13 protein-coding genes and 1 pseudogene are annotated in these 14,735 nt (G+C 62.1%); 9 read left to right on the top strand and 5 right to left on the bottom strand.

Features of this window, described 5'->3' with window-relative positions:
• Positions 1 to 10: 10 nt before the first annotated feature.
• The 7 genes from HU764_RS15250 (at position 11) to HU764_RS15220 (ending at position 7,816) form a co-directional block, all read left to right on the top strand.
• On the top strand, positions 11 to 901 hold the full coding sequence (locus tag HU764_RS15250; protein ID WP_099454474.1) for a LysR substrate-binding domain-containing protein: 891 nt from the start codon (positions 11 to 13) through the stop codon (positions 899 to 901).
• Positions 902 to 916: 15 nt separating this feature from the next.
• Entirely contained in the window at positions 917 to 2,305 is a 1,389-nt protein-coding gene (gene thrC, locus HU764_RS15245) for a threonine synthase (protein WP_186682447.1), read from the top strand.
• On the top strand, positions 2,302 to 2,739 hold the full coding sequence (locus HU764_RS15240) for an Lrp/AsnC family transcriptional regulator (RefSeq protein WP_027596349.1): 438 nt from the start codon (positions 2,302 to 2,304) through the stop codon (positions 2,737 to 2,739). Before thrC ends, HU764_RS15240 begins: the two co-directional genes overlap by 4 nt.
• A 295-nt stretch (positions 2,740 to 3,034) precedes the next feature.
• Positions 3,035 to 4,075, top strand: a complete 1,041-nt coding sequence (locus HU764_RS15235; protein WP_186703411.1) for a homoserine dehydrogenase — start codon at positions 3,035 to 3,037, stop codon at positions 4,073 to 4,075.
• Between the two features lie 10 nt (positions 4,076 to 4,085).
• On the top strand, positions 4,086 to 5,504 hold the full coding sequence (locus HU764_RS15230; protein ID WP_186703410.1) for an aldehyde dehydrogenase family protein: 1,419 nt from the start codon (positions 4,086 to 4,088) through the stop codon (positions 5,502 to 5,504).
• A 360-nt stretch (positions 5,505 to 5,864) separates the two neighbouring features.
• Entirely contained in the window at positions 5,865 to 7,040 is a 1,176-nt protein-coding gene (gene solA / locus HU764_RS15225) for an N-methyl-L-tryptophan oxidase (protein ID WP_186703409.1), read from the top strand.
• On the top strand, positions 7,037 to 7,816 hold the full coding sequence (locus HU764_RS15220) for a MetQ/NlpA family ABC transporter substrate-binding protein (RefSeq protein WP_186682440.1): 780 nt from the start codon (positions 7,037 to 7,039) through the stop codon (positions 7,814 to 7,816). The genes solA and HU764_RS15220 overlap by 4 nt, the downstream gene beginning before the upstream one ends.
• A gap of 41 nt (positions 7,817 to 7,857) precedes the next feature.
• Here HU764_RS15220 and HU764_RS15215 read toward each other — a convergent pair.
• Positions 7,858 to 8,100: pseudogene (locus HU764_RS15215) on the bottom strand (c-type cytochrome); the annotation flags it as partial.
• Positions 8,101 to 8,316: 216 nt separating this feature from the next.
• A complete protein-coding gene (locus tag HU764_RS15210) occupies positions 8,317 to 8,565 on the bottom strand; it encodes a CsbD family protein (RefSeq protein WP_186682438.1) in 249 nt (82 codons plus the stop codon).
• Positions 8,566 to 8,958: 393 nt separating this feature from the next.
• On the opposite strand from HU764_RS15210, the gene HU764_RS15205 reads away from it, so the two are divergent.
• A complete protein-coding gene (locus HU764_RS15205; RefSeq protein WP_202883856.1) occupies positions 8,959 to 10,350 on the top strand; it encodes an NAD(P)/FAD-dependent oxidoreductase in 1,392 nt (463 codons plus the stop codon).
• Positions 10,351 to 10,431: 81 nt separating this feature from the next.
• Complete coding sequence (locus HU764_RS15200; protein WP_033694339.1) at positions 10,432 to 10,929, top strand: RidA family protein; 498 nt, start codon at positions 10,432 to 10,434, stop codon at positions 10,927 to 10,929.
• Between the two features lie 57 nt (positions 10,930 to 10,986).
• Here the strand turns inward: HU764_RS15200 and HU764_RS15195 are convergent, their stop codons facing one another.
• Genes HU764_RS15195 through HU764_RS15185 form a run of 3 tightly spaced genes read right to left on the bottom strand, consistent with a single transcriptional unit; the run spans position 10,987 to position 14,727 of the window.
• The gene (locus HU764_RS15195) at positions 10,987 to 12,288 is read right to left on the bottom strand and encodes an MFS transporter (RefSeq protein WP_186703408.1); all 1,302 of its coding nucleotides are present in this window, start codon (positions 12,286 to 12,288) and stop codon (positions 10,987 to 10,989) included.
• 32 nt (positions 12,289 to 12,320) lie between these two features.
• The gene (locus HU764_RS15190) at positions 12,321 to 13,571 is read right to left on the bottom strand and encodes an OprD family porin (protein ID WP_186703407.1); all 1,251 of its coding nucleotides are present in this window, start codon (positions 13,569 to 13,571) and stop codon (positions 12,321 to 12,323) included.
• 46 nt (positions 13,572 to 13,617) lie between these two features.
• Entirely contained in the window at positions 13,618 to 14,727 is a 1,110-nt protein-coding gene (locus HU764_RS15185; protein ID WP_186703406.1) for an aromatic ring-hydroxylating oxygenase subunit alpha, read from the bottom strand.
• Positions 14,728 to 14,735 lie beyond the last annotated feature (8 nt).

Below are 14,735 nucleotides of genomic sequence, written 5' to 3'. Positions count from 1 at the left end.
GGTCGTGTCGATGAAGCAAAAATCCCTGCCGCCGCTCAACTGGCTGCGGTCGTTCGAAGTGTCGGCACGCGCCTTGAACTTTACCCACGCGGCGGAGGAACTGCACCTTACCCAAGGCGCGGTAAGCCAGCAGATTCGGCAACTCGAAAGCCACCTGGGCGTGGCCTTGTTCAAGCGCTTGCCCAGGGGCCTGGGCCTGACCGAAGAAGGGCAGTCGTACCTGCCGGTGGTGCAGGATGCGATCAGCCGCCTGGCGGTGGGCACCAACGAGATTTTCGGCCAGCACAAGCGCGGCCCCGTGAAGGTGCGTGGCAGCCTGTCGTTTCTGCAGTACTGGCTTGCCCCGCGGCTGCCGGACTTCAGCCGCCAGCACCCGCACATCGATATCCGCTACATCAGCAATCTCTGGGTCAAGGCGCCCGATGGCGAGGACGACCTGGAAGTGCGCTGGGGCAATGGCGAATGGCCCGGCCTGCATGCCCAACGCTTGACCTGGGACGTGTTGGTGCCGGTGTGCTCGCCGGCACTGATGGCGCGCTCGGCCATTCGCGAACCACGCGACCTCAGGCACCACCCGCTGCTGCATGTGCTGGGCTATGAGGAGGGCTGGGGGTATTGGCTCAAGCGGGTGGGCGCGGACGATGTCGATTATTCGCGCGGGCTGCAGTTCGACACCCTGGTGTCGACCATCCGCATGGCCGAGCTGGGGCAGGGGGTGGCGCTGGCGCGGTCCTCGGTGGTCGAGGACCTGCTCAGGGACGGCCAATTGGTCGCGCCGTTCAGCCAGCGCATCGAAGCGAGCGAGTCGTTTTACCTGGTACGCGAGCAGGGCCGCCCATTGCCGCCCGATGCCGCGCTGTTTTCTTCCTGGCTGGTGGCACACGCGCACCGGCCTTCGTAACCCTGTGGAGTTTTCATGCACTACGTAAGTACCCGCAACGGTGATGTACGGGCGGACTTCCGTGAGGTGGTGCTGTCGGGGCCTGCCGCTGATGGCGGGCTGTATGTGCCAGCACACTTGCCGGTGATCAGCCCTGAGGAGATCGCCAGTTGGTCATGGCTGCCGTTCGATGAGCTGGTCTGGCGGGTGATCGCGCCTTTTGTCGGCGATGCCATCGATAATCAAGCCTTGCGTGCGCTGCTCAGCGACAGCTACAAGGCCTTCAGCCATCGCGCCATCACGCCGCTGCAGCAGATTGGCCATAACGAATGGATCCTGCAGCTGTTTCATGGCCCTACCCACACCTCAAAGGACTTTGCCGCACAGCTTCAGGCGCGGCTGGTCAGCCACTTTCTCGAGCAGTCGGACGAAGCGGCGTTGGTGGTCGGTGCCACCAATGGCGATACCGGCATTGCCGCCATCCAAGCCTTCGCTTCCAGGCCGAAGGTGCGCTTGGCGATTCTCTACCCCCGCAACGAGATCCCGGCAGACCGCCTGGCCGCCTTGCAGGCGGGTGACCCCGCCAGTGTTCAGCTGATACCCGTCGATGGCAGTTTCGATGACTGCCAGACCCTGGTGGCGCGGCTGTTCCGTGCCTGGCCGCTGGAAGGGTTGATACCGGTGTGTTTCAACTCCACCAACTGGGTCGGGGTACTTGCCCAGATCGTGTTCTACTTCCACGCGGGGCTGCAACTGGGGGGCGGCACCCGCCCGGTCGGGTTCAGTGTGCCCGCAGCGAGTTTCGCGGAGATCTACGCCGGCTTCATTGCGCAGAAAATGGGCCTGCCGATCAACCAGGTGATCGTGTCGACCAACAGCAACGATGCCCTCCACCGGTTTCTGCACCGCAATCGCTACGCGCCGCACGCCAGTCAGCGCACATTGTCACCGGCCATGGACTTCTCGCTCTATTCGAACCTGGAGCGCTTCATCTGGGAGCTGTACGGGCGCAGTGGCAGCAGCGTTGCGGCACTGATGGCGCAGTTCGAGGCTTGCGGTGAATTAAGCATCGGCAATGCGCAATGGCTTCAGGCGCGGGTGTTGTTCGACTCTTATGCGGTGGATGAGGCCGAGGTGCGCCGCGAAGTCATCAAGCTGCGCGCGCAAGCCGCAGCGCTGGTCGACCCGCACACGGCTGTCGGCGCGCTGGCCGGCCGCATGCATCGACGCAGCCTGGGCGCACCGATGGTGACCCTGGGCCAGATCGCGCCGGCCAAGTCGGCTGCGCTGTTGGCGCAGTTGGGCGTGTGGGAGGGTGAGCTTGCACCGCAGCCCGAGGTGCAAGACGGGCCGCCAGCCCTGTGCAGAGGGGACCTTGATGGCTTGTGCCAGGCCCTGCTGGCAGCGCAGTCGAGGCCTACATGAAGCGCATCCTCGACCCGCTGGACGAGCGCATTCTTGCCGAATTGACTGCCAATGCGCGGATCGCCCATGCCGAACTCGGGGCCAAGGTGAACCTCTCGCGCAATGCGGTGCGCCAGCGTATCGAACGGCTTGAACGCGATGGCGCGATACAGGGCTACACCGTTCGGCTGGGGGATTCCCGCCGCCCTTCATCGTTGATTAGCGCGGCGATTTTCGTCTATCGCTACGACCGCATGCGCGGGGACGACGTGCTGGCCAAATTGCGCACCTTACCTGAAGTGATCCAGTGCGAAGTGCTCAGTGGCGAGTTCGACTTGATGCTGAGGGTTGCTGCGGCGACCCCGGAACGGGTCCACGCCGTCTGGAAAGAAATCGCCGGCATGCCGGGTGTTGAAAACACCGTTACCTCGTTTGTTCTCTCCGCTGTCTTCTAATCCCCATTCTCCCCTGCGCGTGCCCCTTTCTGTAGGAGCGGCCTTGTGTCGCGAAAGGGCTGCAGAGCAGCCCCCACAATTCAGGCGGCGATGCTGAAACCTGGGGGGCGTTCTGCGACCCTTTCGCGACACAAGGCCGCTCCTACAGGGAACGCGAGCTACCTGTGGCATCCGTAAAGTGGCCATTTCGCGTGTGGGCAGAACGCCCAATAAATACGGCACTTTGGCCTATTCAACTGCCCGTAGCTGGCTCGTACGCTAGGCCCATCAAACAACAGCAAAAAGGAATGCCTTCGTGACTGAATACAACATTGCCCTGGTCGGTTTTGGCGGTGTCAATAGAGGCCTGGCCCAGTTGATCGCAACGCATAATGACAGCTGGCAGGCCACCCTCGGCTTCAGCCTGAAGATCGTCGGCGTCACCGACCTGTTCCTCGGTTCGGTGGTCGACCGCAATGGCCTGGACGCTGCCGCGCTGGCAGCCTTGCCCGCCGAAAAGGGCGCGCTCGCCCTGATTGCAGGGGGCACTGCCGAGGCGTTCAACGAGACCGTCATCAAGCAGTCCGGCGCGGACATCATCGCTGAGGCTACCTTCACCAACCCGGTCGATGGCGAGCCGGCAGCCACCTTCTGCCGCTGGGCGCTGGAGAGTGGCATCCATGTGGTGACCACCAACAAGGGGCCGATTGCATTGCACGGCGCCGAACTGAAGGCGCTGGCGCGCCGCCACAATGTCGCGTTCGAATACGAAGGCGCGGTCATGAGCGGCACCCCGGTGATCCGCCTGGCCAAGCAGGCCTTGGCAGGTTCGCAGATTCATGGCTTCGAAGGCATTCTGAACGGCACCTCCAATTACGTGCTGACCCGCATGAAAGACGGCATGTCGTTCGCGGATGCGGTGGCCCAGGCGCAGCAACTGGGGTACGCAGAGGCCGACCCTACGGCAGATGTCGAAGGCTTTGACGTGCGCCTGAAGGTGGTGATCCTGGCCAACGAGTTGCTGGATGCGCGCTTGAGCGTCAGCGACGTGATGTGCTCGGGCATCAGCGGCATCAGTGCGTCGGATATCGTCAAGGCGCATGCCACGGGGCAGTGCTGGAAACTGATCGGCGCTGCCAGCAAGGGCGCTGACGGCACGGTGTCCGCGAGTGTCGAAGCGCGTTTGTTGCCGCTCGATCATCCGCTTGCCGGCATCAATGGCGCGGTCAATGCGGTGTCGTTCAACAGCGCGCTGCTGGGGGCGGTCACGGTGTCCGGGCCGGGCGCAGGGCGTATCGAAACCGCCTATGCCTTGCTCTCCGACATCATCGCCCTGCACACCACCCCGCGTCAGTAACGGAGCCTTTATGAGCGTATCTCGCATGGCCAGTGTTCACGCTGTAGCGCCGAGCCACATCGACGTGTTCAGCCCCTTCGACGGCCGTCTGGTGGGGCGTGTGCCCAATCTGGACGCTACGGCCGTGCCCGCCTTGCTGGCACGCGCACGGGCGGGGTGCCTTGAAAGTGCAGCGATGCCCCGGCACCGTCGCGCGCGCATTCTTGAAGAAGCGGCGCGGTTGGTCGAAGCCGATGCGGCTGTGTTCGCCAACTTGATCGTGGCCGAAGCCGGTAAAACTCTGCGTCAGGCCCAGAAGGAAGTGAAGCGCTGTGTGAACACGCTGAAGCTGTCCGCCGAAGAAGCCCGACGCAATGCCGGGGAGGTGGTGCCGTTCGAAGCCTATGAAGGGTCCGAAGCCCGCCAAGGCTGGTTCAGCCGCGAACCGCTGGGCCTGATTGTCGCGATCACGCCCTACAACGACCCGCTGAACCTGGTGGCGCACAAGCTGGGCCCGGCGATTGCCGGGGGCAATGCGGTGATCCTCAAACCGTCTGAACTTGCGCCGTTGTCGGCGTTGAAACTGGTCGATTGCCTGGTGCAGGCCGGGCTTGGCGAAAACGTGGTGACCACGGCAACCGGTGGAGTCGAACTGGGCAAGGCGCTGGTCGAGCTGCGTGAGGTGCGCATGATTTCGTTCACCGGCGGTTTTGCCACCGGCGAATCGGTCGCCCGCAGCGCAGGGCTCAAAAAGCTCGCCATGGACCTGGGCGGCAATGCGCCTGTACTGGTGCTGGAGGACTGCGACCTGGGGCCGACCGTGGAGTCCTGTGTCTCTGGGGCCTTCTGGGCGGCGGGGCAGAACTGCATCGGCACGCAACGGATTCTGGTGCAGCGCGCAGTGTACGAAGCCTTCCGCGAGCAGTTCGTCGCGCAATCCAAAGCTTTGCAACTGGGTGACCCCGCCAGCCCGGACACGGATGTTGGCCCGATGGTTACCGAGCAGGCGGCTCGCCGTACCGAGCAACTAGTAGACGAAGCGCTGGGGCAGGGGGCGACGCTGCTTTGCGGTCATCGCCGGCAAGGTGCTCTGTACGCACCTACGGTACTGGAAACGGTCAGCCACGACAGCCGTATCTGGCTGCAGGAAGTGTTCGCCCCCGTAGTAATCCTGGAGCCGTTCGACACCCTCGACCAGGCCGTTGCCCTGGCCAATGCCCCGGAATACAGCCTTCATGCAGGGGTATTCACCCGAGACCTGTCGACGGCGCTGAAGCTGGCGCGGCGGATCGAGGCCGGTGGCGTGATGATCAACGACTCCTCCGATTACCGCTTCGACGCCATGCCGTTTGGGGGCTTCAAGTACGGCAGCCTGGGCCGCGAAGGGGTGCGGTTTGCCTATGAGGACATGACCCAGCCTAAGGTGGTGTGCATCAACCACCTGGATTGAAGGCGCCACGGTTAAGAGCATCCGCCCCAAGAATTGATTCAGGTGAGGCCTATGGGAGCAACTGTCTTGCGCAATTTCTAAAAATTGACGCATCGTGGGAGCGGGCTTGCCCCGCGAACACCGGCGAAGCCGGTGCCATGCACCGCGTAGCCCCATTCGCGGGACAAGCCCGCTCCCACAGAGTCCTCACAAGGTCTGAGCCTGCGCAGTTACCTGTGGGGCAAGCCGGCCCCTGAAAGTCTTGACCCGCTCTGGCTCAGGCCTTCCAGTGAGCACATAGGCATAACGATATACCCTTTAATTCTTTGTCTCCCGAGCCTGCCTGCTTTCAACTAGCGCCTTTTTGAGCGAGCGCTGCCCGTGGAGCACTGTGAAGTCATCGTCATCGGTCTGGGCGCCATGGGCGCCGCCACCGTGTATCAGTTGGCCAAGGCGGGTGTTGATGTGGTCGGTATCGACCGCTATCACCCCCCGCATACCCTTGGCTCAAGCCACGGCGATACACGCATCACCCGGCTTTCTGTAGGCGAGGGCGCGCAGTATGTGCCCATCGTCAAACGGGCCCAGCAGCTCTGGCGAGAACTGGAAGCGCTGTCCGGCGAGTCGTTGTTCGAACAGTCTGGCCTGCTCGCACTGACGTCCAGCCCCGACTTCGACCCCGACGATAAAAGCGACTTCACCCTGCGCACCATCGGGTTGGCCAAGGCCTATGGCATCGAACACGAAGTGCTCGATGCCAAGCAAATCCGCCAGCGCTTCCCACAATTCGCACACGTGCGCGATGACGCGATCGGTTACTTCGAGCCCGGTGGCGGCTTCGTGCGCCCCGAGCGCTGCATCGAGGTGCAGTTGCGTTTGGCAGCGCAGCACGGCGCTACATTGCACACCGGCGAAACGGTGACCGGCATCCGCTCGGATGAGCACGGCGTCACGGTTACCACCAACCTGCGCACGGTCAAGGCCGGCAAGCTGGTGTTCAGCGCCGGTAACTGGGCGGGCGGGTTGTTGGGTGAGCCCTTCGACCGGTTGCTGAGTGTCTACCGGCAAATGCTGTTCTGGTTTGAGCTTGAGCCGGGTGCAGGCCTGGAGGGCGCAACGCCCACGTTCATCCTCACCCATGGGCGCGGCGACAACAACATCAACTACGGCTTCCCTGCGCAGCCCGGCGAGGGCAGCTTGAAAATTGCCACGGCCCAGTACCACACGGCTTCGCAGCCCGACTTGCTGGACCGCAGTGTGTCTGCCGAACAAGCTCGCGCAATGTACGAGCAGCAAGTGCAAGGCCGTATTGCCGGGGTTACCGACAAAGTCCTCAAGTCGGCCGTGTGCGCTTACACCGTCACCCCGGACAGGCACTTCATCATCGACCAACACCCCACGCTCAAGCACACCCTGGTGGTGTCGGCCTGTTCTGGTCATGGTTTCAAACACTCGGCTGCCTTGGGCGAAGCCTTTGCACAGTGGTGCACCCGCGGCTCCACCGACCTTGATCTGTCCTCTTTCACCCTCAAACGATTCGAAGGAACACTCTCGTGAAGCGCATTGCACTTTCGCTTGCCCTGCTGGCGGCCACCCTCGGTACTGCACAGGCCGAAACGCTCAAGATCGCCGTGGTGCCCGTGCCTCACGCCGAAATCCTCGAGTTCCTCAAGCCCGAATTGGCCAAACAGGGGGTGGAGCTTGAGGTCAAGGTGTTCACTGACTACATCCAGCCGGACCGCCAGGTTGACGAGGGCCGACTGGACGCCAACTACTTCCAGAGCAAGCCTTATTACGAGGCGTACCAGAAAGACCGCCCGAGCAGCGATCAGGTACCGGTCGTGGCCGTGCATATCGAACCGTTTGGTGCCTACTCCAGCAAGATCAAATCGGTCGCCGAACTGCAGGACGGCGCTACCGTCGCGATCCCCAACGACCCCACCAACTCCGGGCGCGCACTGCTTTTGATCGCCAAGCAGGGGCTGATCACCCTCAAGGACCCGAGCAACATCATGGCAACCGCCGCCGACATCACCAGCAACCCCAAGCACCTGAAGTTCAAGGAGCTTGAAGCCGCCATGCTGCCGCGCGTACTGGGCCAGGTAGACATGGCGCTGATCAACGCCAACTACGCGCTGGAGGCCAAGCTGGTGCCGCACAAGGATGCGCTGTTTATCGAAAGTGCTGAGTCGCCGTATGCCAATTACCTGTATGTGCGCCGGGACAAGGCCAACGACCCTGCGGTGCAAAAGCTGGGGGCGTTGTTGAACTCGCCGCAGGTGAAGGCGTTCATCCTCGATCGCTATCACGGTGATGTGGTGCCGGCGTTTTAATTTGGTCGAAGTATCACTGACGCCACAATAACGCCTGGTTAATCGTTCAGGCGTTTCTTGAAGGCAGCCGTTGTAAGGTCAGGTGTGGGAGGGTTGCTTTTAGTGGCTAACGCCCCGGTTCCCTTGATATCTGCTCCGTGGCATACCGCACATCGTTGCACATAGAGATTTTTGCCATTGGCGTTTTCTGCGAAGGCGTGGGGTATTTGCGTGTGCGATAAAACCCCTAGTAAAACGAGGAACAGTTTTTTTGATGTCAGCTGGTATTTTTGTTGAGCAAGCATCCCACAGTGGTCCGACATTCTTTCTTCCTTGGGTTTCAGTCAGTTAGGGCCTGGGGGCCGCTGCGATGGGCTGCACAGCAGCCCCCATTCTGCGGCAAGGCCTGTTACCACGATAGAGCGCCCGCGCATCGCTGAAATGGCGGGCCTTTTGGTTAGGGGCTTAGTTGCCGTGGGTACTTCATCAACCCAGGAAGCTGAACATCACGCGCTTGAACCTCAACGCCGCAACAGGCGGCTCAGAACTAACGTGATGGCTGCGCCAATGGCCAGCGCTGCGATGGGCTTCTCTTTCACAAAAGTAGAAACGTTATTCAATGCGTCACCGTAGCTTTTGGTGAGTTGGCCTGCGAGCTGGCGCCCATCACCCTCAGCTGCCAGGGCAGGGTCGTCAATCAGCCGACCCACCGCGCTCTGTGCTTTACCGGTTACCTGCTCTGCAACACCTTCAATCTGTTCACGTTTCATAAATGATCGAACCTTTCTAGTGAGTGGCAATGGTCTTGCTGCTCAGGCTTAGGGCGCAGGGTTAACCAATTAGTTCAAAGAAGGTGTGGTCGGCTAATTGCCAACGTATGGACAGCGCCACTTACGCAGTCGCCGCGTCGCCATATCAACTATTTATGTCCTTTGTGTGAAAGTTACGAAATACATGAACTAAGTATTTGCCCCCAGCGATTCCTCCCGCAGTGCTGCATCACCAGAATAGCCGCCCTCAATTTGAACCGTCAGCCTCACACAATGGCCGCATAGTTGGCCAGGTGGGCTGTCGGCCTTGCATGCGCCCGTTGTTCGGGCTGATGTAACCGATACTGAATGCTAGGTAAGGAAAGTGTCATGGGAATGACCAGGCGTAAGTTTTTGATTGGCGGCGGCGTTGTGGCAGCTGCGGCAGGTGCGGGGATTCTTACCCCTATGCTGACGCGCGAGGGTCGGTTGATTCCCGGCAAACCGCGGTTCGGTTTTGTCGAAGGCACCGAGGGTGTGCTGCCCAAGCAAGCAGACGTGGTCGTCATCGGCGCGGGCATTCTCGGTCTTACCACCGCGATCAACCTGGTCGAGCGTGGCCTGTCGGTCGTCATCGTTGAGAAAGGTGATATTGCCGGCGAGCAGTCCTGCCGGTTCTATGGCCAGGTCATGACCTACAAGATGCCGGATGCGACCTTCCAGTTGCACCACCTTGCCAAGCAACGCTGGCGCGAGATGAATGCCAAGGTGGGTGCTGACACCAGCTACCGCACCCAAGGCCGTGTCGAAGTGCCTTTCGATGAAGAGGACCTGGAAGGCGTCAGAAAGTGGATCGACCTCAAAACCCGTGAGGTTGGCTCCGACATCCCCTTCAAGACCCGCATCATTCAAGGCACTGAACTTGAGCAGCGCCTGCGCGGTGCCTCGTCCAGCTGGAAGATCGCAGGCTTCGAGGAAGACTCGGGCAGCCTGGACGCCGAGCGTGCCTCGTACGTTATGGCCGAGTACGCCAAGAAAATGGGCGTGCGCATCTACACCCACTGCGCTGCGCGTGGGCTGGAAACCCAAGCAGGTGCCATCTCCGACGTGGTCACCGAGAAGGGCGCCATCAAGACCTCTCGCGTCGTCGTGGCCGGCGGTGCCTGGTCCAGGTTGTTCATGCAGAACCTGGGTGTCGATGTACCGACCTTGCCTGCCTACCAGTCCCAGCAGATCATCAGCGCGGCACCTCGTGCACCGGGCGGTAACGTTGCGTTGCCAGGGAACATCTACTTCCGCGAGCAAGCTGACGGCACCTACGCCACCTCGCCGCGCGTCGTGGTTGCGCCGGTGGTCAAAGAGTCCTTCATGTATGGCTACAAGTACCTGCCACTGCTGGCCATCCCGGACTTCCCGGTTCACGTCTCGCTCAACAAGCAGTTGATCGATTCGTTCCTGCAGCCAACCAGCTGGAAGCTGGATGAAGTGTCGCCGTTCGAGAAAAACAGGCTGATGACGGCGGCCCCTGATCTTCCAGAGCTCAATGCCTCGCTGGCAAAACTCAAGGTCGAATTCCCAGCCTTCGCCGAGTCGAAACTGATCGATCAGTGGAGCGGCGCCATGGCGATCGCCCCGGACGAAAACCCGATCATTTCGACCGTCAAGGAATACTCTGGCCTGGTCATCAATACCGCGACCGGTTGGGGCATGACAGAAAGCCCGGTGTCTTCCGAGTTGACGGCCGACCTGCTGCTGGGCAAAGCCCCGGTGCTGGACCCAACACCGTTTAGCCTGTATCGATTCTAAACCCCGCTACGACAATGGAATGACCGTGCACGCCTCGTCGAGGCGTGCACATCACCCGTGGTAATCAATTAGGAGAAACACATGAAGGTCGCTTTCAAGACCGTTGCTGCATTGGCCCTGACAATTGCTGGTGCCGGGAGCGTTCATGCACAGGATGTCGTGCGCCATAGCGCAGGCAGTTTCCCCATTTCGGCAGCTGTCGAAGTCCCCGCAGGCAAGACCGTCGTTTACCTGAGCGGCTCGGTTCCGTCGGCTATCCACCCAGAGGCAGCCAAGGATTCGCTGGAATCCTTCGGTGATACCAAAGCACAAACCATCAATGTGCTCGAGAACATCCAGAAGCAGCTCAAAGACCTCGGTCTGGGCCTGAAGGATGTGGTGAAGATGCAGGTATTCCTGGTAGGCGGCCCGGAGAACGGCGGCAAGATGGACTTCGACGGCTTCATGGCCGGCTACACCCAGTTCTTCGGCCCAGACGCCAAGCAGCCAGTCCTGCCTGCACGTTCCGCGTTCCAGATTGCAGGCTTGGCTCACCCAGCCTGGCGTGTTGAGATCGAAGTGACTGCAGTTCGTCCCTGAGAGGGATAGTTGCTGAAGGCTGGCGCGGCCTAGCCACGCCTGCCTGCGTACCTCGCCTCAGCGTGGGTTGACCACCGCAGCCGAGGTACGCAGCACCAGCAGCGCCCCCAAGGCGATCACCAGCGACAACAGGTACAGCGCCAGGCTGGCACTTTGCGTGTTGTCGCGCATCCAGCCGATCAGGTAAGGCGCCACGAAAGCGGCGACACTGCCCAGCGAGCTGATCAGCGCCAGCCCCGGCGCCAATATCGGGCCGGCCAGATAGGCGGGTGGCAACTGCCAGAACATCGGCAATGCGCTGCTGGCGCCCATGCCGGCAATGGCCAGGCCGGCCATGACCCATAGCGGTGACTGCGGCTGCAGGCCGGTCAGGGTCAAGCCCAACGCGCACATCAGAATCGGCACGCACAAGTGCCAGCGCCGCTCTTTGTGGTGGTCTGAAGAACGCCCCACGGCAATCATGAAGAAGCAGCCCGCCAGATAGGGCAGGGCACTGAGCAGGCCAACCTGGCTGTCGTGTGCAATCCCCGAGCCGTGGATCAGCGCAGGCATCCAGAAGGCCAGGGTGTTGACCGCCAGCATGACCGCGAAATAGATCGCCACCAGCAGCCAGACCTGGCCATTGGCAAAGATGCCGCGCCAGGAACTGATCTGTTTGCGCGCTTCTTCGCCGGCCAGCGTTTGCTGCAACGTCTGCTTCTGCGCGTCGCTGAGCCAGCGTGCGTCTTCGATGCGGTCGTCGAGCCGCGCCAGTATCACCAGGCCCAGCGCCACGACTGGCAGGCCTTCGATCAGGAACATCCACTGCCAGCCGCGCAGCCCGGCGGTGTCTTGCATGTGTTCGAGGATCCAGCCCGATACCGGGCCGCCGACTACGCCGGCCATGGGCACCGCCAGGGTGAACAGGGCCGTGATCGACGCCCTGCGCCCAGCCGGGAACCAGCGGTACAGGTAGACCAGAATGCCCGGGAAGAAACCGGCTTCGGCCACCCCGAGGCCGAAACGCAGGGCGTAGAAACCCTGGGCACTTTCAATTAGCAGCATGGCACTGGAGAGCAGCCCCCAGGTCACCATCATCAGGGCGATCCAGCGCCGCGGGCCGAGCTTGTCGAGCACCAGGTTGGCCGGCACGCCAAACATCGCATAGGCGACGAAGAACAGCCCGGCCCCCAGGCCGTACACGGTGTCGGAGAATTGCAGGTCGTTGCTCATCTGCAGTTTGGCGAAGCCGATGTTGATGCGGTCCAGGTGGGCGAACACGTAGCTGATCAGCAGCAGCGGCATGATCCGCCAACTGACCTGGCGGTGGGTGCTGGCAGTGCTCTGCGTGTGTTGCAGCGTCTCGAAGGTCTGGCTCATGGAAGTACCTCGAAGGGCAGGTGTAGGGGGATTCACCAGAGTTTCAGGGTGTAGCTGAGGATCAGCCGGTTCTCGTCCATGTCGCTGGCGTAGCTGGAGCGATAGGCCGCGTTGCGCCAACGCAGGCCCAGGCCCTGGAAGTAGCCGGCCTGAATCACGTAGGTGAGGTCGGTGTCGCGTTCCCACTCATGGCCGTCGGCAGCGCTGGTGCGGATCTCGTCGCCCCGCACGTAGCGGGTCATGAAGCTCAGCCCCGGTAGCCCAAGGGCGACGAAGTTGTAGTCATAGCGGGCCTGCCAGGAGACCTCGCCGGCACTGCTGAAGGTGCCGATCGTGACCAGGTTGGCGGTGTACGGCGGGGTGTAGCCGTTCAGGGTGGGGAAGGCGTCATTGCCGTACATGCGCTGGTAGCCCACGCCAACCTTGTGCGCGCCAACACTGAAGGTGCTCATCATGTTGAAGTTGCGGTTGTCGACGCTGCCGGCCTTGGCAGTGCCGGCGCTGTTGCTGTCGAAGTAGCGCAGGTCGGTGAGCAGCGACATCCCTGGCCCCAGTGGCAGCGTGTGCACCAGGCCGTAGTAGTCTTGCCGGTAGACGTCGTGCAGTTCGCCGCGAAAGACGCTGGCGATCAAGCCGTGGCCCACGTCATAGCTGGCGCCGAGTACATCAAAGGCGCCGCTGTCGAAGTCGGCGCTTCGCCCGGCCAGGTACATGCGGTCGCTGCCTGACGATTCGCGGGTGCGCGAGCGCCAGAGTTGCCCGGCGGTGAGGGTCAGCCGTTCGACGTCCTGCGACTGCAGCAGCGCGCCATCGAACGTCTGGGGCATCAGGCGCATGTCATCACGGAAGACCACGGGCAAGGTCGGGGTGAGGATGCCGACGTCGAGTCGGGTCTTGGCCACGCGCAGCTTGCCGGTAACCCCCATGTGGCTGAAGTCGTCCACCGGCCGGCGTGATTGCGAGCCAAAAGGCAGCGTGCCGTCGCCGCTGCGGCCACGCCCTGAGTCAAGCTTGACCCCCAGCAGGCCGAGATAATCCAGCCCGAACCCGACAGGCCCGTCGGTGAAACCCGACTGCATTCGGAGCATGAAGGCTTGCGACCAGTTGCCGACTTGCGAGGCCTTGGCACCGCTCTGGCGAAAGTCGCGATTCTGGTAGAAGTTGCGCAGCTCCAGGCTGCCCTGGCTGTCGGCGACGAAGTCGGCGCGGGTATGCACTGGCAAAGCCAGTGCTGCCAGCAGGGCCAGGCGCAGGCAGGTGATGCCCCGTTCAGGCTTGAACATGTGTTGTCCCTTTTATTGTTGTTATGGACGGCGGCCTGCGCTGCCTTCAGCCGACCTTGCGGCTGGTGTGCAGGCGTTCGGCATCGGCACGTTTCTTCAGGTACATGCGGGTGGCGACGGCCGGCGCGTCACTGGCCACGGAAATCTCGTAGTGGTGGTCGTCACGGTCGTCGAGCGCGGCTTCCAGTGCCCCGAGCCCTTCGACGTCTTCGTTGAAGGCGGCGAACAGCTGCTCGTGCATGTAGTCGCCCAAGGCTTCGTCGTGTTGCGCAAAGTCGCGGCCATGGACGATGAAGTAGTGCAGGCTGTTGGCGGTTTCCGGGGTCAGGATGTGCGCGGTACGAATGTGAAACTGCTGGCGTTGCTCGGCCGGTTGCGCGCTGTCGTAGAAGGTCACGCTGACCCGGTGCAGGGCCGGGGAGAGAAACTCCGAGGTGGCAATGCGGGCTGCACTGGCACAGCCTTCCAGGCCTGTGGTCTTGCCCCAGACCGGTGACAGAGTGGTCGGTACCACTTCGCGGATCAGGGTGTAATGGCCTTCCTTGAGGTCCAGTTTGTACGGGGCACTGGCGTAGTCCGGGGTGCCGATAGTGTTGGCATGCAGGAAGCTCAGGTGGGTCAGGTCCATGAGGTTCTCATGCAGGCTGACGTAGTTGCCCGGGTGATGGAAATACCCGGAGGTGCAGGCCCAGGCTGGGTCGTCGATCCACGCCTGATGGGGGATTAGCGCCGGGTCGGCGAGGGCTTGCTCGCCCAGCCATATCCACAGCAGCGGCCCCTGGCGCACCAGCGGATAGCGGCGTACGCCAATGCCGCGCGGGCAGTTTTTCTGGGAGGGCACTTCGATGAGGTCGCCGGCGGCGTCGTAGCGAAAACCGTGGTAGCCACAGACGATGGTGTCGCCTTGCAGGTGGCTGCGCGAAAGCGGGAACGAGCGGTGCGCGCAGCGGTCTTCCAGGGCCACCGGTTCACCCGCTTCTGTGCGGTACATCACCACGCGGCGGCCGAGCAGGCGCCGGGCCAACAAATGCCGGCCGACTTCATCGTCGAAGGCGGCAACGTACCATTCGTTGTAGATGAACGAGGTTTCACGGTTGGCCATCGGTTCGCTGGCCTTGCGCGCATGCGCGATGAGGTTGCTGCTTGGCAGTGACATGGGGTTGC

It is taken from the genome of Pseudomonas kermanshahensis (assembly GCF_014269205.2).
Classification (GTDB): domain Bacteria; phylum Pseudomonadota; class Gammaproteobacteria; order Pseudomonadales; family Pseudomonadaceae; genus Aquipseudomonas; species Aquipseudomonas kermanshahensis.
This window is presented reverse-complemented; position numbering and strand designations above follow the sequence as displayed.

Excerpts from the sequence above, each read along its gene's own strand:
- HU764_RS15190 (WP_186703407.1), bottom strand. The coding sequence starts at position 13,571 with ATGTTCAAGCCTGAACGGGGCATCACCTGCCTGCGCCTGGCCCTGCTG.
- HU764_RS15185 (WP_186703406.1), bottom strand. The coding sequence starts at position 14,727 with ATGTCACTGCCAAGCAGCAACCTCATCGCGCATGCGCGCAAGGCCAGC.
- HU764_RS15200 (WP_033694339.1), top strand. The coding sequence starts at position 10,432 with ATGAAGGTCGCTTTCAAGACCGTTGCTGCATTGGCCCTGACAATTGCT.
- HU764_RS15210 (WP_186682438.1), bottom strand. The coding sequence starts at position 8,565 with ATGAAACGTGAACAGATTGAAGGTGTTGCAGAGCAGGTAACCGGTAAA.
- thrC (WP_186682447.1), top strand. The coding sequence starts at position 917 with ATGCACTACGTAAGTACCCGCAACGGTGATGTACGGGCGGACTTCCGT.
- HU764_RS15250 (WP_099454474.1), top strand. The coding sequence starts at position 11 with ATGAAGCAAAAATCCCTGCCGCCGCTCAACTGGCTGCGGTCGTTCGAA.
- HU764_RS15240 (WP_027596349.1), top strand. The coding sequence starts at position 2,302 with ATGAAGCGCATCCTCGACCCGCTGGACGAGCGCATTCTTGCCGAATTG.
- HU764_RS15195 (WP_186703408.1), bottom strand. The coding sequence starts at position 12,288 with ATGAGCCAGACCTTCGAGACGCTGCAACACACGCAGAGCACTGCCAGC.
- HU764_RS15230 (WP_186703410.1), top strand. The coding sequence starts at position 4,086 with ATGAGCGTATCTCGCATGGCCAGTGTTCACGCTGTAGCGCCGAGCCAC.